An 18,152-nucleotide genomic window follows, 5' to 3' on the forward strand; every position below is an offset into this window, starting at 1 on the left:
TATCGGTACTATAATCGTCAATTTCGTGTCAAGCGGCGGTCCCAAGATTTCTCAAACGCCGCCAACCCGCCTGAAGGAACGATTTGAGGCCAACCGATGAGCCGATGAGGCGGAAGATCCTAAACGGCGCGTTGCGCATAGTCGGTACGGCAACTAGGGGCAGCGAATGAACGCGAGGGCACATCCAAGGGGCATGTTCGTAAAGCCCATGGAAAAAATCTTGACAAGAATAAACATTAGGTCCGAATATCGGCCCTAATGCCAATAAACGGGGCATGGTAATGGGTGCATGGAACACGAGGTCCGTGCGATTTCAGGCTCCGCCCACGCTCAGTAGTGAAGCATTGAAGCAATGGCCCAAGCCCGCACGAGGAAAAATCTATGCTTTTTTCGAACCGCATCATCGAAGACGTGGATAGGGCGTTGGGATATAAATCTCGTAAATCTCAAAGACTTACGCGGATCGAGAAAATGTCAGTCGCTGCCCTAATGGTGTTGGCAGCATGGGCATGCATGAAAGACGTTTTGTAGCGCCAGAATGTTTACTCACCTGCAAGATCATGCGAAGTCGATCCAAACTCGTGTCAATAATACCGAGCCAGTGGGAGAGAGCTTGTTAGACCACAAGCGACAATCTGAGCGTGCGCACTCGGCAGGTTTCCGCCCGCCCCAATGCGAAGGTGTCAGACGACCTCGCTGTGCATCAGGTGGCTGGAACAGATCGTAAGCCCGTCCTAATCGTGCCTTAAGCTCACTAAAAACCGATATGGCGCACGGCCTGACGCCGGATCACCCCCGAGCAACGCGAGGCTTTTCTCCTAACTTTCAAGTTGTTCCAACTCTCCGCGGTTGACCGTAGGCATATGCAGGATGGGTCTCTGATAATAGCACAGCATTCCCAGGAGCCTGACATCGGGAGAGCTTCGTTAATTCTGAATTCTTGATGGAAAAACAATGTCCTGATCGACCAGCACATTGAACTTGTAGCCCGGCCTGATCTCGAGTGTCGGCTGGACATTGAGGTTCTTGCTGATGGTCTGCTCCGCTACCCGGCCGAAGCTTTCCGCGAAATTCCGCCGTGCCGCATCAGAGGCGGTCTCCTGGGTAGCGAGTGTCGAGCTCTCCGGCATTGAAGCGTCGATCCCCGTCCCGATCAACGCGATCAGCGCCGCCGAGCCGAATGTCCGTAAGTAGTGATTGTTGACCTTATCGTTAAACCCACCATAGCCTTGTGCATCTGTGCCGGCCATGCCGCCAATCTGCAGCGTCGAACCATTTGGGAATATTAAGTCGGTCCAGACGACGAGGACGCGGCTCTGGCCGAACGACACCTTGCTGTCGTAGCGTCCGAACAGCTTGGCGCCTTGGGGAATGAGCAGGCGGTGCCCGGTGGCGCTGTCGTAGACGCTTTGGCTGACCTGCGCGGTGATGCGGCCAGGTAGGTCCGAATTAATCCCGGTGATAAGCGTGGCCGGAATGACCGATCCACGCTTTAGCTCGAAGTGCGACTGCTGTGGCACGACCCGGTTCGGCAGATAGCCAAGCTCCTTCAAATCACTGTTGAAGAAATCCTCCTTCGACGTCTGTCCATTCTGATCGACATTCTGACCGAGCAGACCGTTTTTCAGGGCGGCGGCATAGAGGTCCGGCATGGATGCACGTGTCGACGATGCAGTGTCCGTGTCGGCCGAGCTTTGATCGTTGCTCTTCGCAGTCGCTTCCAGTTTGCTGCGATCGATCAACAGCGGTGCATCATAGGCTGCATCATTTGCCTGCAGCCGCGCCATGCGCTGGCGCTGCTGCTCGCGCAGATATTGCTCCTGGTTCTCGCGATGAAGCCGCGCCCGCCACACGGCCTCCGGTTCCAGCTCTGGTTTTTGCTCCTCGACGGTCGTCTGCTGTGTCGGAAACGGGTTTGTGACCCGCTCTTTCTTTTTCTCGACCGGTGTTGGCTGGTAGGTCACCTGGCTCTCGGGATCACCGATAATGCCGTCAGTCACACCCCGCTTGATCTGATCGGCAAAGGTGGAAGCCGGCGTACCCGGATTGGTCTCCAGCCCTGCGTCTGTACTAAAGAACATTCCGCGGGAGGTCAGGCCGTAGAAGATAATGCCGAGGAACGCCACCAGGAGAACGATGACGATAATGATTGGCAGGCGGTTGATCCGCCGCATGCCGGATTGCGCTTCCTCGTTGGTAGCGCCGCCAAGTTTCAGCGATTGTACCATAATCCCTTCCCCTCACCCGCGCTTCAGGAGCGACAAAGCGCTTGCCGGCGTCGCCCCGTTTGCCGTGACGGTGTATGCGCGCCCGAGCTCAACGTTCGCCGTCGACAGGCGGGCAAGCACCTGACCCTCAAACGGCACGATCACATAGGCAAGCGGAATGATCTTCTGATCAGGCATCTGGTCGGTGACAACAGCATAGCCCCAGCCCTTCAGCGCCGCCTCGAGCGCTTGGCCGAAGGGAGAACCGTCAGGCTTCAGCGCCACGGTCGCCTTACCTTGCCCGATTTCTTCAGCGAGCCGGCTGACCATATCGCCAGCGATCGCACTCGCCGCCGGCAAGGATAGTTCAGGCGGGGCATCGCTAACCACAAGACCGTTGCTTCCAACGGTCTGGCATCCGGACAGAAGCATGACGATGAGACCGGCGACGACGAGCCAGCGAGACGTCAATATCTGAGAGGTCCGCATTACCGCCCTCCCCGCCTGATCGTCACCTTCTCCTGTTTCCAACCGACGCCGGAGACCAAGACGGCCTTGTCGACGTTGTAGTCGACGATCATCATGTCGTTCTTCATGCGATAATTGACGATCCGGTTCTGGCCGCCGGAGACAACGAATAGGACCGGTGCATCCTGGCCGGAGATCCGGCGCGGGAACTGGATGTATGTCTTCTCCCCGTCGCTATAGACGCGTGTCGGCCGCCAGCCGGCGCGCCCGGAAACCGAGTAGGAAAAGCTCAGCTGTTCGGCCGGCACGTTCGCGCCGGGAATTGTGCTCGCTTCCAGTCGAGCGTTAATATCGGCGAGCTTGGCCGAGACGTCTTCCGGATATTCGAAGCCGACGCGCGCCATATACTGGGTCGGATGGGATTTGAGCTGGATGTGATAGGTGCGCCGCGACGTCGTCACGACCATGGAGGTCACCAGGCCAGGTTCGGACGGCTTGACGATCAGATGGATCGCCTGCCCGCCGGCGGCCCCCGAGGTTGCAGGTTCGACCTTCCAGCGCACGGTGTCACCGACCAGCACGTCGCGCACCACCTCGCCTGGCTGCAATTCGATGTCGCAGACCTGCAGCGGCGAGCAGACCACGGAGGGCTGTACTTCGCCATAGAGGAAGATGATCTTGCCGTCGTCACCCTTGGTCACAAGGCCACGCGTACCGCGCCATTTGCCGGAGATGTCGATGCCCTTGCGCTCGTTGGCGGAAACCTGCTGGGCCTGAGCCGTCGAAACGAAACCCGAGACATCGATCAGGCAGGACGTCAGGGGCAGAGCCAGGCTCAAGGCCAAGCGCGCGTGGCCAATCCAGAAATTCTTGATCATGAGGTGGCCATGCCTTTCAAAGCTGTGCGGTCCAATCGAAGTCTTTGAGATAAAGACCGATCGGGTTAAGTCGGATGACGCCCTCGTCCTGAGGCGGGGTCAATGTGACGGTGGCGATGCCACGGAAGCGGCGAAGCGCGGTTTCCTTGCCCTTGCGGTCGCGCTCGAACTCGGTCCAGTCGATCTGGTAGGACTGGTTGGACAGCGCCACGATATTGTTGACCTCGATGGCGATTGTGGAATATTTTGCCTTCTCGAAAGGCGAACTGGATCGATACCAGGCGTTGACCTTCTCGGTCGCCGGATCGGATGTCCTGAGAAGAGCGTATGTCCGGTCGATATACTGCTTCTGCACCACCGCATCTGGTGTGACCGAGCGGAAGTTTGACACGAAGCCACCAAGGGTCGCGCGCACGACACGAGGATCCGCGTATTCGATCTGCTGCGGGAAGCCGGCCGTCGCCGCGGTCCCAAGCTTGTCGACCTCGACAATATACGGAACGAGCTTGACCTGCGTCGACTGATAGAGCGCGTAGGAAAAACCGACGACTGCCATCAGCATGCCGGTGATGCCGACGATGCGCCAGGCAGACGCCGCCTTCACATAGGAGCCATAGCGTTCGCTCCATTCCTGTCGAGCGGCGAGATAGGGGTTATCGGGGGCGCGATTGGCAGCCATCTACCCGTCCTTGTTCAAGATTTGTCATTGCGTTCGGGGGGCGGAGCGTGCCGGCTGGAACTGCTGCGGTTTCCGTCGAGCTTGGCATTGGCGAGCCCGAGCAGCGATCCAGCATAGGCGCCCGGCGAGCCGATCGCCTTTTCCTTCGCCGCCGATCCTGCAGCACTTCCCGCAGACCAGACGCCGGAACCCATGCCGCGAAGGGCGGCACCCGCCATTGACGATCCGGCGGACCGTGCGGCCTGTCCTGCGGCAAATCCGGCACCAGCAGCACCAGCGGCGAGAGCTACACCACCTGCTGCAAACGAGGCGGCCTGCCCACCATGCCGGATGGCCTCCATGCCGCCGGAAACGGACGCCCCTTGCACCACGCCCTGGATGATCGGCGGCACATACATGGCGATGACGAAGACCACGACCGAGATCCCGGCGATTGCCAGCGTATTGATAAACTGGTCGGAATTCGTCGACGACGTTTCGGCCAATCCGAGCAGAATGTCGGATCCGATCTTGGAGATCATCACCAATGCCATCAGCTTCATGCCAACGGAGAAGGCGTAGACGAGATATCGGACGGCAAAGTCTTTGGTGTAGGACGAGCCGCCAAGCCCGAGCATGATCATGCCGGCAAGCAGGCCGACATACATCTCCACCATGACCGCGACGAAGATCGCCGCAACGAGACTGAATGCGACGACGACGACGACCATGGCGAACACCGCGGCGATCGCCAGCGCGTTATCCTCCCACAGCCCGAACTTCGCTTGTTCGGACATCTTCGACGCAACGCGGATGCCGGCGTCGAAGATGTTGGCGGGCGACGCGGATCCGCCACCCGCTCCGATCTGGTAGAGGCTGTCGACGATCGCCTTGCCAAGAGCCGGACCACGATCGAGGATGAAGGCGAAGAGGCCAATAAACATGATCCGGCGCACGAGTTCGGCAAACCAGGTATCGAGCGATGCCGCGTTGATGGCGAGCCACACGGCGGCAATGCCGATTTCTATCCCCGCCAGAATCCAGAACATGGATCGAGCCGCTTCGATGATCCTCGTTTCCCAGCCTTTGACAGCTGCAGCGACCGAGTTTTCCAGCGTGGTCAGCACCTGTCCTTGCTGTGCGAGCGCTGGCGCGCCGGCCAAGAGCAGAATGCCGACGGCGATGAAAGCAAGCTCCAGCTTGCGGGACGGGCGGACGATCACCATCTCGGCTTCAGCTCCTGACCGCCCCGGACGTCGCGATCCGCATCACCGCCGAAGAATTCCTTTCGATACTCGCGCTGCACTTCGTCGGAAGACGGCTGGATGACATTGTCGCCAGTTGTCTGAACCGAGGATGTCTGCCACTTCATCCAGCTCGCACCGGCGCCAAAGCCGATGAGCCCCGCAAGTGCAAGGACCATGATCAGCCGCGCGCTCACCAGCGTGGCTCCATGGTCTGGCCACTACGGATATCGTGCTCTGGCGCATTGAAAAACTTCTCCCGTCTGGCCTGCGCCAGATCCTTTTGCGCCTGCTCCGACTGATACCAGGTGCCCATCATCGTCATCTGCTGCGAGACCAGCCCGCGCAGCTTCTGCATCTGGGCGACTTCCTGGGCCGCGATCTGATGACCGACCTGAAGTGCCTTCATCTGGCCGTCGGCGCTTTCCGACATTCCCCGCAGGGAAGACATCGTCGACTCCTCACTCGAGAATTGGTCGGCTGTCAGGTTGGCCGCCTTCAGCGTGCCGGCGATCGTGTCGCGATTGGTATCGGACCACGACTGATAGGTGGTTGAGAAGTTCGACTGCGTTGGCAGGTTTGCCTGCATGTCAGCATAGCTCTGGAACCGCTGCTTCAGCTGGTCATCGATATTGCCCATCGAAAAGGCGATGCCCTGCCCCTGGCCGACAATGGTCTGCAACTTTTTGAGATCGCCTTCCACCTGGCCCCAGATATGATCCGGCAGTTGCGCGGTGTTCTGCAGCATGTTGTCGTAGATCTTGAGCTGGTTCTGGATCTGCTCGGCGAGCTGATTGATTTGGGTAATCTGATTGTTCACCTGCTCGGCCGACTTGCCGACAAGCGAAATGAGCTCGGCGTTGTTGGCGAGCTGCGTGAACTCGGTGGCCTCGCCTGTGACGCCGCCGGCCATGCTGGTGGCAGGCAGCGCAATCGACGCCACAATTGCAAGCGCAGCGACCGCGCACCGTAATTCACAGGTTCTGAAGAAGACTATCCGCATGAGCAATCCCTCTTTGTTGCAGCCAGTGAGGCGGCCAATCGTTGCCGTGTTCGGAGACGAGCGTCCTGATGCGTTTCAGATCTTCCTTGCCGGAAGCACCGACGAAGGAGAGCGCGACAGGACCCAGCGCCATGTCAAACAGGCGTCGTCCGTCTGGCGAGGCGACGTAATATTCGCGCTTCGGCAATGCGGTCGCGACGATCTCGATCTGTCGCTCGTTGAAGCCGATGCGCTCGTAGAACTCGCGGGTGCCCGGTTCGCGTGCCGCCCCGTTCGGCAGGCAGATCTTCGTCGGGCAGCTTTCTTTCAGCACATCGATGATGCCCGAGCGCTCCGCGTCCGAAATTGACTGGGTCGCGAGCACGACGGCGCAATTGGCCTTGCGCAGCACCTTCAGCCATTCGCGGATCTTGTCTCGGAACAGCGGATGGCCGAGCATCAGCCACGCCTCGTCGAGTATTATGAGGCTCGGCGCACCGGTGAGCCGTTTTTCGACTCGGCGAAACAAATAGGTAAGAACCGGCACGAGATTGCGCTCGCCCATGTTCATGAGCTCTTCGACCTCGAAGCACTGGAAGGCGCCGAGCGTCAGCCCGTCCTCCTCGGCATCGAGAAGTTGGCCCATCGGCCCATCGACGGTGTAATGATGGAGCGCATCCTTGATCTCTCGCATCTGCACGCCGCTCACGAAATCCGACAGTGACCGCCCGCGCGACTGCGCCATGAGCGCAATCTGCTTTGAAATCGCGTTGCGATGATCCGGCGTTACAGTGACGCCCTGCAGCGCGACAAGTGTCTCCAGCCACTCGGTGGCCCAGGCCCGATCGCCATCGGTCGACAGTTCCGAAAGCGGGCAGAAGGCGAGTCGCGGTGAGCTCCCCTCGCCTTCTCCGTTTCCATCGCCGCCGATCTCGTAGTGATCGCCACCGACAGCAAGCGTTAGTGGCAGCATTGACCGACCCTTGTCGAAGGCGACGAGTTGAGCGTCTTCATAGCGGCGGAACTGCGCGGCGATCAGCGCCAGCAGCGTCGACTTGCCCGAGCCCGTCGGCCCAAAGATCAGCGTATGGCCGACGTCATCGACATGCAGGTTCAATCGGAACGGTGTCGAGCCGCTGGCGACCTGCATCAGCGGCGGCGAGCCGGCCGGATAAAACGGGCACGGCGCCACCGGGCTCCCCGACCACACCGAGTTCAGCGGTACAAGGTCGGCAAGATTGCGGGTGTTGATGAGTGGTTCGCGGATGTTTGCGTAGGAGACACCCGGCAGACTGCCGAGAAAGGCATCCGTCGCATTCAAGGTTTCGATCCGCGCGCCAAAGCCTTCCGCCTGGATCAACCGGCGGATCGCCTCGCACTTTTCCTGGAGACGCAGCTGCTCGTCGTCGAAGAGGACGATGACCGGCGTGTAATAGCCATAGGACACGAGTTGTGAGGCGGCTTCCGCGATAGCGTCCTCGGATTCCGCCACCATCATCATGGCATCCTTATCAAGCGAGCGGCTTTGCGTCTGAAATAACTGATCGAAAAAGGGCCGGACTTTCTGCTGCCATTTCTTTCTTGTGCGCTCCAGCCGCACCCGTGCTTCCTGTTCATCGAGAAAGACAAAGCGGCTCGACCAGCGGTAGGTGAGCGGCATGAGATCGAGAGAATTGAGGATGCCCGGCCAGCTTTCGGCCGGGAGACCATCGATCGCCACGACACCGAGGAAGCGGTTCTCGATGGTGGGCGTCAGCCCGTGCTGCAGTTCAGCTGTAACCAGCCAGTCGAGATACATGGGAATTTCCGGCAGGCGCACGGGATGGTTCTCGCCGGTGACGCAGAAGCGGATGAACTGGAAGAGTTCGTCGTAGCGCGCGACGCGAAAGCCGCCGCGCTCCTCCGTCTCCTCGGTCACCATCCGCCGGATCGTCACGACGTTTGCGAGATACTGTTCGACTTCGCGGATCGACGTTCGAAAGCTATCGAGTGCGCTCTCTGCGTAGGTTGCTGATCGACTGCCCGCATCGGCATAAACATAGCGGGTCAGGCCAGAGCGCCGCGGCTCCGGCGGACGCCAAGTCAAGATCAGGGCATGCCGGCTTTCGAAATGCCCTCTCTCCCGCTCGAAATGCGCCCGCCGCTCGGTATCGATGGCGCGTGTGACCGGGTCCGGAAAATGGCAATCCTCTTCTGTCGCATAGTCGGTCGTCGGCACGCGAGCCGCCTCGACCTGGATCATCCAGCCGGAGCCAAGGCGTGATAGGATCGCGTTGATCTGACGACTGACCTCGTTGCGCTCCGCGTCGGTCGAACTCTCGCTGTCCGGACCGGCAAAGTACCAACCGGCCATCAGGCTCCCGTCTTTCAGGAGCATGATGCCGTTGTCGACCAGGCCGGCATAGGGAACGAGATCGGCAAACGAGGGACCGGACTGCCGGAATTGCTTCAAGGCTACCATATCGTCGCCCTCAATAACGCCGCCAGGGCGTCGAGGTCGCCCGGTACGCGGACTTGTAAGAGACATGCCGCAGATAGACGCGCCGCATCAGCGGATCGGATTTTGCCATCATCCGAAGGGCAGCGATGGCGACGAGCCAGAGCGCCAGGCCGAAGATCGCCGCATACCAGGTGAGTACGACGAAGATCAGAATGATGGCAGCAAGGCCGCTCAGGAGCACCAGCTCCCGGTCGGCCCCCATCAATAGATTGGGGCGTGAGAGGGCGCGATGGATCCGGGAACGAGCGAGGTTGGAGCCGCGGTCAGCCATGAGCCCCCTCCCCTGCCCTCGAAGAGAAGTCAGATTGTGCGATGAAATGAGTGCGGCCCGCTGGTTCGATGCTCCCGATCGTGGCGCCGGTCGCGCCGAACAGGCCGACGATCTGGGTCGCGCCGAGCAGAACGCCGCCAACCAGTGCGATGTAGCAAAGCCGTCGCGCGAAATCGTTGAGTTCACCGCCGAAGATCAGCATGCCGCCTGCGATCGCCACAGCCGCTAGCGCGATGAAGCCGGCCACCGGGCCCGTAATCGACTGCTGGATCTGCTGAAGCGGCGACTCCCACGGCAGTCCGCCACCGCCCGACGATGCGAGCGCCGGCGCCGTCATAACGATGGCCGCGGTAAAGGCGATGGCGCTGGTAAGTACGTGATGATGCTTACGCTGCATGGCTATCCTCATCGATCTGGGCATAATGTTCGGTCTGATAGGCTCCGGCTTTGAATCCCTCGACGTTAATGACGTCGCGCACACGCCGGCCGCGACCGGCCCGCTCGATCGAGACGACGAGATCGACGGCCTCGCCGATCACCTCGTGCATCGGCTGCTGGCTTGCTTCCGCCGTCAATTGCTCGAGGCGGCGCAAGGCAGACATGGCCGTGTTCGAATGCACCGTCGTCACCCCGCCCGGGTGACCAGTGTTCCAGGCCTTCAGGAGAGTGAGAGCGGCGCCATCGCGGACTTCTCCGACGATGATGCGGTCGGGTCGCAGGCGCATCGTGCTTTTCAGAAGCCTCGCCATGTCGACGCTGTCGCTGGTGTGAAGCGACACAGCGTTTTCTGCGATGCACTGGATCTCGGCCGTGTCCTCGAGGATCACCATGCGGTCTTCGGGCGCCGTCGCGACGATCTCGGCGATGACAGCGTTGGCGAGCGTGGTCTTGCCCGAGCCTGTGCCGCCGGAGATAACAATGTTCAAACGGTTGGCGATGGCGCTCCTGAGCACGGAAGCCTGCGCTTCGGTCATCACCTTGGCCTTGACGTAGTCGTCGAGCGGGATGAGGCGCGAGGCACGGCGACGAATGGTGAAGGTCGGTGCAGAGACGACGGGCGGAAGCAGGCCCTCGAAACGGTGGCCGCCGATCGGCAGCTCGCCCGATATGATTGGCTGCTCGTGATCGGCTTCTGACTGAAGCGCGTGGGCAACGCTGCCGATGACCACTTCGGCGGCCGCCGAAGTCATTTCACCGGCGGGTGCGATCCCGTGGCCTAGCCGTTCGATGAACAAGCGGCCATCCGGGTTCAACATGATCTCGACAACGCTGGCATCGTCGAGCGCGACACACAGCCGATCGCCGAGTGCGTCCTGGAGTTTGCGAACGAGGCGGGAATGGGAGAGCAACTGGGTCACGCCACTCTCCGCGTCGCGGCGTTCGCCGTCGGAACGATGTCGGAGCGGTATCCAATTGGCCGCAGTCGGTCGAAGCTTGGCTGATCCGCAGGCAAGCTTCCGGCGACTGCTTGCGTGTCGCCAATGGGTGTCGGTTCACCGAGGCGCGTCATCGGCCAGCCGGCGCGCTTCAGGATGCGTTCGAAACGAAGATCGGTCGCCGTCACGATCTCGCTGTAGCCATTGGCTATCGACCATTCAACGATGCCTGTGAACATGGTGAGTGTCGCAAGGTGGAGCTGGCCCCCTCCCCTGCCCGCTTCCAAGCTGGTGTCGACGCAAAAGCGCGAGCTTTCGACCATCGCAGGATTGGCGGCTAGCGCGCCGTCTACGAGCAGCTGCGGAAACGTGTCCGCGAGCATGGTCGGACCCATGGCGGGCAATAGACGAGCGCAGCCCATTACGCTTTGGTTGCCATCGACAGCCAGAACGTACGACGGTCCGAGCGCGTCATAGCAATCACGCTCCTCCCCGCCTTCGACGAAAACTTCCCAACCCATGCGCGATCCGAAGACCTTGGCACGAAGCCGATGCATCTGCACGAGCAAGGCCTGTTGCTGCTGATACTGATCCGGCGAGACGACTGTGATGTGCATGCTTCAACTCCGAGAATCGAACCCGGTCACACAGAAATCATCACGAATCGCGTGTGGCTATATGCAGATCTGCACCTACGCGTTGGCATCGAATCGGGGTTTAGTGCCAACTATTGAATCGAGGGAAGTGTGGATCAAACTCATTGGCTGCAGTTTCCGGATAAGCATCGCGAGCCAGATAGTTTGTCTAAGTCATGGATCTGTATGAATGAATCGGAGTGACTGCAGAATTCGAAGAGAGAGCGTTAACTTCTTGTTAACCTTAAATGTCTTGCGACTCGCTGGGAATCGGGAGATAGTTTCGCAAATGATGGCGTTCCAGCCATTTTTTCGAAAGTGACGACCTCCGGGAAATAGTTCGCGAAATGAGCAATATGTCGGCCAACAGATTTGATATTGAGATCGCCCAGCAGGGGGCGAAAATCTCAAGTGCGTTGCACATGTTGCGCAGCCAGCAATACCCGCCTGACGCCCGCAAGGGGCTGCGCAAATTCCAGCTTGCGGAGGTTGCTGACCTCATCGGCGTAACCCAGACCCATCTCAGGCAGCTTCATGCCGACGGGAAAGGTCCGGAGATCGAATCGATTGGGGGACGCCGCTACTATACGGCCGATCAGATGCTGCAGCTTCGTGATTATCTTGAGGCCAACAAGAAATCCGACAAGAGATTTTATGTCCCCAAGCGCCGAGAGGGCGAGCCGATGCAGGTCGTGTCGGTCGTCAACTTCAAGGGCGGTAGCGGCAAGACCACAACGGCCGCGCATCTGGCTCAATATCTCGCCCTCACCGGCCACCGCGTGCTCGCGGTGGACCTCGATCCCCAGGCATCACTCACTTCTCTATTCGGGATCCAGCCAGAGCTTGATGATACGGCGTCTCTCTATGAGGCTCTTCGCTTCGATGACGAGCGAAAGTCAATCAGTGACGTCATCCAGCCGACCAACATTCCGGGACTTGACGTCGTGCCAGCAAACCTGGTTCTCCAGGAATACGAATATGACGTGCCGCTCGCAATTTCCTCCAAGAAGGGTGAAGACGGCAGACTGTTCTACATGCGGATAGCCAGCGCTCTGAAGCAGGTTGAAGACAAGTATGATGTGGTCGTTATCGATTGCCCGCCTCAGCTTGGCTACCTGACGATCACCGCGCTGATGGCGTCGACCGGGATTCTCATCACTATCCATCCTCAGATGCTGGACATCATGTCGATGAGCCAGTTTCTGATGATGCTCGGCGGGATCATGGGGCCGGTCGCCGAGGCCGGCGCCGAGATGCGCGTTCAATGGTTCCGATACCTCATCACGCGATTTGAACCGACAGACATTCCGCAGGCTCAGATGGTCGGGTTCATGCAGTCGATGTTTGCACAGCAAATGCTGAGAAACCACGTGCTGAAGTCGACAGCGATTTCTGATGCGTCGATCAAGAAGCAAACTTTATACGAGGTCGAGCGGGGCGAGTTTGTCCGCGCGACTTACGATAGAGCCATAGAGAGTCTGAACGCGGCCAACGCGGAGATCGTTGAGCTCATCCACGGTGTCTGGGGGCGAAAATGAGATACTTGTCAGCCGGTTTTTTTATCATTTTGCGCAGTCAACTCAATGGTTTGTCGCCTTTGACAGCACGATCGGAGGGCAGTCATGTCTCGTGAAAATCCGTTTGCGAAGCTTGATATTGCGGCGATATCGGCGAACCAAACTCCGACCAAACCGGGTTACGGTATGACGGGAGCGGCAAAGACGGTTGTCCGCTCCATTGAGGACATGGCCGAGAGCACCAAGAAGCTCATGGAAGGCGAGGTGATCGTGGACCTTGATCCGCAACTGATCGACGGTTCCTTCGTAGCCGACCGCCTGTCTGACGGTGGAGAAGAATTCCACGAGTTGCTCCAGGCGATCAAGGAATCAGGACAGTCGACACCTATCCTAGTCCGCCCGAGTTCGACAGACGCCAAGCGATACATGGTCGTGTTCGGGCATCGTCGCCTGAGGGTCGCACGTGAGCTTGGAGTTCCCGTCAAAGCGATCGTCAAAAAGCTCGACGACGCGACTTCGGCAATTGTGCAGGGGCAGGAAAACGCGGCCCGTTCGAACCTGTCGTTCATAGAGCGCGCTTATTTCGCCCAGAACTTGATTGCATCCGGAATGACGAAGGACATTGTCCGGTCGTCACTTGCGATAGACGAGGCGATGCTCTCTAAGATGCTGTCAGTTGCCGAAGCGGTGCCGGCATCAGTTATCACGGCACTCGGCGCATCCAAGAAAATCGGGCGAGACCGGTGGCTGAGCCTTCGCCAACTGGTGCTTGCCCCTGCCCTGTCAAAGGTGGCCGTGGAGTATTCGAAATCCGGCGAACTCCAGAAGCTTCCTGAAAGCGAACGTTTCGATGCGCTCCACGACTACCTGAAGCGATACAAGTCGAAGTCAGCCGCGAAGAAGCCGAAGGCAGATGTCCCCATCCGGGACTGGATCTCGGACGATCGTTCCCTGAACGTGGTGATGAATCCAAAGGCAAAGAAAGTTGCTATCGAGCTTACGAATGTTGAAGCCAAGCCTTTCAGCGAATGGCTGTCTTCTCACATGGGTCGTTTGTACGAAGAGTACAAAGGATCGAAAACTGAAACAAACGGAGACTGAACCGCAAAAGAAAAAGGCCCCCGAACGGCGAACCGTGGAAGCCTCTCTCGTCATCTCTAGCAGGATCGAGAATCGCATTTCCCGGAATCACAGTCAAGAGTCTTGGCGCCGATTTGGTGAGCGGATTTCTTTTGCCTAAAGCAAGGTGAAAGAAAAATGCAAACGGGACATGTGACGACGCCCTTTGGGCGGCGGCCGATGTCGCTCGCCCTGGTCAGGAGCCAGATGGCGATCGAGAATCCGCAGGCGGGCACGCGTATCGAAAAGTGGAAAGTGTTTCGTGACGTGTGTCAGGCACGGGAGCGCCTGGGAATCCAGGACCGGGCACTTGCAGTCCTTGATGCTCTGCTGACTTTTCACCCTCATGCGGAGCTCGATCCCAGCCAGGGATTGGTCGTTTTCCCATCCAACGCCCAGCTATCCGTGCGGGCCCACGGGATCACCGAGACGACACTGCGCCGACAACTCGCGGCACTTGTCGATGCAGGCCTTATTCTGCGGCGCGATAGCCCTAACGGCAAACGGTATGCGCATCGTAACCGCGAGGGCGAGGTCGAGCAGGCCTACGGATTTGACCTGACACCTCTGCTGGCCCGAGCCATGGAGCTATCACTGATGGCGCAGGACGTCGCCGCCGAACACGCTCGTTTCCGTAGAGCGAAGGAAGCCCTCACGATTTGCCGTCGTGATGTGCGCAAGCTGATCTCGGTTGCCGTGGAAGAGGGAGCTACAGGCAACTGGGAGCAGGTCGAAGCTGCCTACGTCGGTATTCTTTCTCGCCTTCCGCGCCGTCCTGACCGGATGCAGGTGGAGATCACGCTCGACGAAATGGAACTACTGCGCGAAGAGGTTCTCAATATCCTGGAAATGCAGCTAAAAACTGAAAATATGCATGGCAATGACAGTCAAAATGCCTGCCACATACAGAATTCAAATACCGAATCCATCAATGAACTTGAACCTAGCTCTGACAAAAAGCAGGGCGAAAGCGCGGTGGAAGATATTCAGCCGACAAGTATGTCGTTGAAAAGGGCGGGGGCGAAGCCTCAACCAATCAAAGCGTTCCCGCTCGGAATGGTTTTACGCGCTTGCCCGCAGATAGCGGATTACGGCCCTGGTGGCCGCATTGAGCACTGGCGAGAATTAATGAAAGCGGCCGTCGTCGTGCGTTCGATGCTGGCTGTCAGCCCGTCAGCCTATGAAGAGGCTTGCAGTGCGATGGGTCCGGAAAATGCTGCCGTTGCGATCGCTTGCATTCTTGAACGGTCGAATTTCATAACTTCTGCTGGCGGTTATCTGCGGGACCTGACCAGGCGGTCTCAGCGAGGGGAGTTTTCGCTCGGGCCGATGTTGATGGCTCTTATGAAGGCGAATGATAGTGGAAAGCGAAGAACGGCCTAATGCCGGCACTTCGCGGTCGACGACTGAGTATTGGAAAATCCGGTTACGCATGCGACATCGAAACAGGAGTAACTTGTCAGCCGTTTTTTTTCGTGATTTCTTCTTTCGATACAGAGAGTTATTGATTTTCAAGTCGAATACATCGGTCGGGTCTTCAATGTGGAAGGCAAATGGAAAGCAGCTGAGCCTAAAGCAGTTCGATGCCATGTGGCGAAAAGCCACCGATTGAACGTAAGTGGAGGATCGGAAAATACCGGAATGCTGTTCACGCCGGCCGAACTTTATGGTGCTATGGCGCAGTGTTCCAGTAGAGCGAAGATGGAACAGCATCCGGCGCGGGCTCAGGTTCAGATGCGCGGCCAGCTATGCAACAGTGCCCAACCACATGGTTTGAAACTGGAGATCGTCTTGAAGTGACGGACACGATTTTGAAGAATCTGCCGCGGCCGAAATGCGATAAGTGCGGATAGGTTATCTGGTATTGGCGATCAAACCCGATTTAAGGGCACGGTCGATAAGGTTCTTGACGGAGGAGGGTGACCATTTCAAGCTGCCGCGAGGGGTACGCTCGTGCAACCTTTCAAGCTGGAGTGCGATTTCTCGTAACGTTAAGGCTGGGTTAGACGAATGAATACTGGCTACCAGCGTCATCAAGCGATCCTCAGGCGGGCGGGGAGGGGACTTGCGAAGCAGCGCCGGGTCGGCCATATGGTCGGTGACCATCCACTTGACGGCACGACGAAGGCGCTCTGGCGTCCACCTAAGGCCCCGCTGGTTCAATAAGCGGGCAATGTCGTCCCAGGTGTGATCCGGACGCATACGCCGAACTGTCGGAAGCCATTGGTCAGCCGAAGCTTGGATGCGATAGCCATAAGCGGCTTTCTGCATCGCGACCATCTTGGCTAGCGCATCCGGGCGCTTTTCCCGGATACCAGGGTTGCCGGGCAGTCGCCCCTTCGCTTTCGCGGCCTTGATGCCTGCCTTGGTTCGCTCGGAAATGAGCGCCCGTTCGAGCTGCGCGACGGCCCCGAGCACCTGAAGCGAAAACATCCCTTGCGGCGTCGTCGTGTCAATTGGATCGTGCAGCGAGCGAAAATGCGCTTTCCGCGCAGTCAGATCCTCGATCACCTCGAGAAGATGTCCGACGGACCGTGCCAGGCGGTCGAGCCGCACGACAACAAGCGTGTCGCCAGCGCTGATTTCCCGAAGCAGTTTTGAAAGCGCAGGGCGTGCCCGCGAGGCGCCGGAACCGTGCTCCTGAACGATGTCGTCGCAGCCCGCCGAGCGGAGTTCGATCTCCTGGGCTTCCGTTGCCTGCTCGTCGGTCGAAACGCGCGCATAGCCGATCAGGCGGCCCTGAGGCTGACGAGAAGAGCGGTTTTGAGCGTCACGAGCCATTTGGAGCGCCTTTCAGACCGGCGATAAGCCGTTTTTCCAAATGCAGAAGGTACGGATAAACGATCGTTTGTAAACGTCTCTAGAGCGGCTTTCTCGATATCGATTTAGACTGAAGCGCCGGAAAAATAAGGGATTTACTGCGCTGAAAGCTTTTTGAGCGTGGCGCTTGTTCAATGCGATACGGGTACTTATCGATGGTTAGAGCCTCAACCCACAGAACCATGCAGTGACGGACACTAACTATGCACTGGTGTCCGTTTGACAAATCATTTACCATAATTTCAATGTCTTATGATCTCGCCAGATTACCCATTTCAAGCTTGCTGCGGCCGATTTCGGACGCGGGCTCAGTGTTGACCCGCCTGGACGAGCGCATCGCTCGTTCGCCTGTCGGCGAGGGTTTTGTCCAACGGTCGCACTTTACCGACGCCTGCGCCTCGCTGTGGATCGACGGCGAGCTCGTCCATCTCGAAGACCTCGTCCTACATGACGCCACAAAGGATATTCGCACGCCGACCCACGAGCTGACAATCGCTCGCGATGTTTTGCGCACCCGTCGGCGCATCGCCTCTCAGTCATCTGGCTGGGCGCTCAGCCCCGAAGGCCTCCGCAGCCTCCGCGGGCACGGCTTCGTCGCCGGCGTGTCCACTACGGTGCAAGACGCCGATGGCGCCACGACGAACGGCGCCGAGCCGGGTGTCGACGACACTGGAGCAGGGGAGGGGCCGGAAGGCGATGGTGGTGGCAGCCTGCTCGACGCCGAGTTTGCCGCCATCGATGCGGTACTCGCCCGATCCGAAGCAGCGATCGCAGAAGCGAAGACGCCGAACCGCGTCGGTTCCCGGGAAAAGGATCCGCTGGTCTATGATCTTGACTGGGACGAGGACGAGCGTCTTGAAGAGTGGCGCTGCGTGTTGCGGCAGACGCAAGACCTACCCGCAGTGCTGCAGCCGGTGGTCGCCGTCGATGCTTGGAATGAAATGTCGGTTCTGCAGCATGCGCCTTGGCTTGGCCGGCTGCTGTCCGCCTCACTCCTGCGCCAGGCCGGCATCACCACCGGCGCGCATCTCGCGGCGATCAACCTCGGCCTGAAAGCCGTCCCCGTCGATCGCCGCCGGCATCGCGATCGCGAAACCCGGTTGCTGGCCATTCTCGGCGGCATCATCGCCGCCGCAGAGCTCGGCCTGAAGGAACATGATCGCCTGGCGCTGGCGCGAACAATGATGGAGCGAAAGCTGGTTGGGAAACGCACATCGTCAAAACTGCCGGAGCTGATCGAGCTGGTGATCTCGCGGCCGCTGGTGTCGGCCGGCATGATCGCGAAGGAGCTTGCCGTCACGCGGCGGGCGGCGCTGCGGATCGTCGAGGAGCTGGGTTTGCGCGAGATGACGGGGAGGGGAAGGTTTCGAGCGTGGGGGGTGCTATGATGCGGCTTAGGAGCAATCGAGCTCGTGCGGATCTCGTGGCAAAGATCTGACTACTCGAATCGGAATGTTAATTATTATGAACTCGGAGA

General features: G+C 59.0%; 17 protein-coding genes. 4 read left to right on the plus strand and 13 right to left on the minus strand.

Annotated elements, in window-relative coordinates; genetic code table 11:
* Positions 1-926: 926 nt before the first annotated feature.
* From trbI to traI, 12 genes are read right to left on the minus strand one after another with little or no spacing between them, the layout of a single operon-like run.
* Entirely contained in the window at positions 927-2,228 is a 1,302-nt protein-coding gene (trbI, locus tag ACP7B1_RS23655; protein WP_426137348.1) for an IncP-type conjugal transfer protein TrbI, read from the minus strand.
* A 12-nt stretch (positions 2,229-2,240) separates the two neighbouring features.
* The gene (gene trbH / locus ACP7B1_RS23660; RefSeq protein ID WP_426137349.1) at positions 2,241-2,696 is read right to left on the minus strand and encodes a conjugal transfer protein TrbH; all 456 of its coding nucleotides are present in this window, start codon (positions 2,694-2,696) and stop codon (positions 2,241-2,243) included.
* Entirely contained in the window at positions 2,696-3,553 is an 858-nt protein-coding gene (trbG, locus tag ACP7B1_RS23665) for a P-type conjugative transfer protein TrbG (protein ID WP_426137350.1), read from the minus strand. The genes trbH and trbG overlap by 1 nt, the downstream gene beginning before the upstream one ends.
* A 16-nt stretch (positions 3,554-3,569) precedes the next feature.
* A complete protein-coding gene (locus ACP7B1_RS23670) occupies positions 3,570-4,232 on the minus strand; it encodes a conjugal transfer protein TrbF (protein ID WP_426137351.1) in 663 nt (220 codons plus the stop codon).
* Positions 4,233-4,246: 14 nt separating this feature from the next.
* Entirely contained in the window at positions 4,247-5,437 is a 1,191-nt protein-coding gene (gene trbL, locus ACP7B1_RS23675) for a P-type conjugative transfer protein TrbL (RefSeq protein ID WP_426137352.1), read from the minus strand.
* Entirely contained in the window at positions 5,431-5,652 is a 222-nt protein-coding gene (gene trbK / locus ACP7B1_RS23680) for an entry exclusion protein TrbK (protein WP_426137353.1), read from the minus strand. Before trbK ends, trbL begins: the two co-directional genes overlap by 7 nt.
* Positions 5,649-6,389 (minus strand): P-type conjugative transfer protein TrbJ, encoded by a 741-nt coding sequence (gene trbJ, locus ACP7B1_RS23685; protein ID WP_426137374.1) that lies wholly within the window; start codon positions 6,387-6,389, stop codon positions 5,649-5,651. The genes trbK and trbJ overlap by 4 nt, the downstream gene beginning before the upstream one ends.
* Before the next feature lie 40 nt (positions 6,390-6,429).
* Positions 6,430-8,898 carry a conjugal transfer protein TrbE gene (locus ACP7B1_RS23690; protein WP_426137354.1) on the minus strand — a complete coding sequence of 823 codons (2,469 nt, stop codon included), beginning with the start codon at positions 8,896-8,898 and terminating at the stop codon, positions 6,430-6,432.
* A gap of 10 nt (positions 8,899-8,908) precedes the next feature.
* Complete coding sequence (locus tag ACP7B1_RS23695; RefSeq protein ID WP_426137355.1) at positions 8,909-9,208, minus strand: conjugal transfer protein TrbD; 300 nt, start codon at positions 9,206-9,208, stop codon at positions 8,909-8,911.
* The gene (locus ACP7B1_RS23700; protein WP_426137356.1) at positions 9,201-9,605 is read right to left on the minus strand and encodes a TrbC/VirB2 family protein; all 405 of its coding nucleotides are present in this window, start codon (positions 9,603-9,605) and stop codon (positions 9,201-9,203) included. The genes ACP7B1_RS23695 and ACP7B1_RS23700 overlap by 8 nt, the downstream gene beginning before the upstream one ends.
* On the minus strand, positions 9,595-10,566 hold the full coding sequence (gene trbB, locus ACP7B1_RS23705; RefSeq protein WP_426137357.1) for a P-type conjugative transfer ATPase TrbB: 972 nt from the start codon (positions 10,564-10,566) through the stop codon (positions 9,595-9,597). The genes ACP7B1_RS23700 and trbB overlap by 11 nt, the downstream gene beginning before the upstream one ends.
* Positions 10,563-11,201 carry an acyl-homoserine-lactone synthase TraI gene (gene traI, locus ACP7B1_RS23710; protein ID WP_426137358.1) on the minus strand — a complete coding sequence of 213 codons (639 nt, stop codon included), beginning with the start codon at positions 11,199-11,201 and terminating at the stop codon, positions 10,563-10,565. The genes trbB and traI overlap by 4 nt, the downstream gene beginning before the upstream one ends.
* Positions 11,202-11,566: 365 nt before the next feature.
* Between traI and repA the strand changes: the two genes are divergently transcribed.
* The 3 genes from repA (at position 11,567) to repC (ending at position 15,238) form a co-directional block, all read left to right on the plus strand.
* Positions 11,567-12,757 carry a plasmid partitioning protein RepA gene (repA, locus tag ACP7B1_RS23715; protein ID WP_426137359.1) on the plus strand — a complete coding sequence of 397 codons (1,191 nt, stop codon included), beginning with the start codon at positions 11,567-11,569 and terminating at the stop codon, positions 12,755-12,757.
* An 84-nt stretch (positions 12,758-12,841) separates the two neighbouring features.
* Complete coding sequence (gene repB, locus ACP7B1_RS23720; protein WP_426137360.1) at positions 12,842-13,837, plus strand: plasmid partitioning protein RepB; 996 nt, start codon at positions 12,842-12,844, stop codon at positions 13,835-13,837.
* Positions 13,838-13,993: 156 nt separating this feature from the next.
* Positions 13,994-15,238 carry a plasmid replication protein RepC gene (repC, locus tag ACP7B1_RS23725; protein WP_426137361.1) on the plus strand — a complete coding sequence of 415 codons (1,245 nt, stop codon included), beginning with the start codon at positions 13,994-13,996 and terminating at the stop codon, positions 15,236-15,238.
* A 471-nt stretch (positions 15,239-15,709) separates the two neighbouring features.
* On the opposite strand, the gene ACP7B1_RS23730 is transcribed toward repC, so the two are convergent.
* On the minus strand, positions 15,710-16,636 hold the full coding sequence (locus ACP7B1_RS23730) for a recombinase family protein (RefSeq protein WP_426137362.1): 927 nt from the start codon (positions 16,634-16,636) through the stop codon (positions 15,710-15,712).
* A 275-nt stretch (positions 16,637-16,911) separates the two neighbouring features.
* On the opposite strand from ACP7B1_RS23730, the gene ACP7B1_RS23735 reads away from it, so the two are divergent.
* On the plus strand, positions 16,912-18,063 hold the full coding sequence (locus ACP7B1_RS23735) for an RHE_PE00001 family protein (protein ID WP_426137375.1): 1,152 nt from the start codon (positions 16,912-16,914) through the stop codon (positions 18,061-18,063).
* Positions 18,064-18,152 lie beyond the last annotated feature (89 nt).

Origin of the sequence: Phyllobacterium sp. SL163, from assembly GCF_049896885.1 — a bacterium.
GTDB classification, from domain to species: Bacteria; Pseudomonadota; Alphaproteobacteria; order Rhizobiales; family Rhizobiaceae; genus Phyllobacterium; species Phyllobacterium calauticae.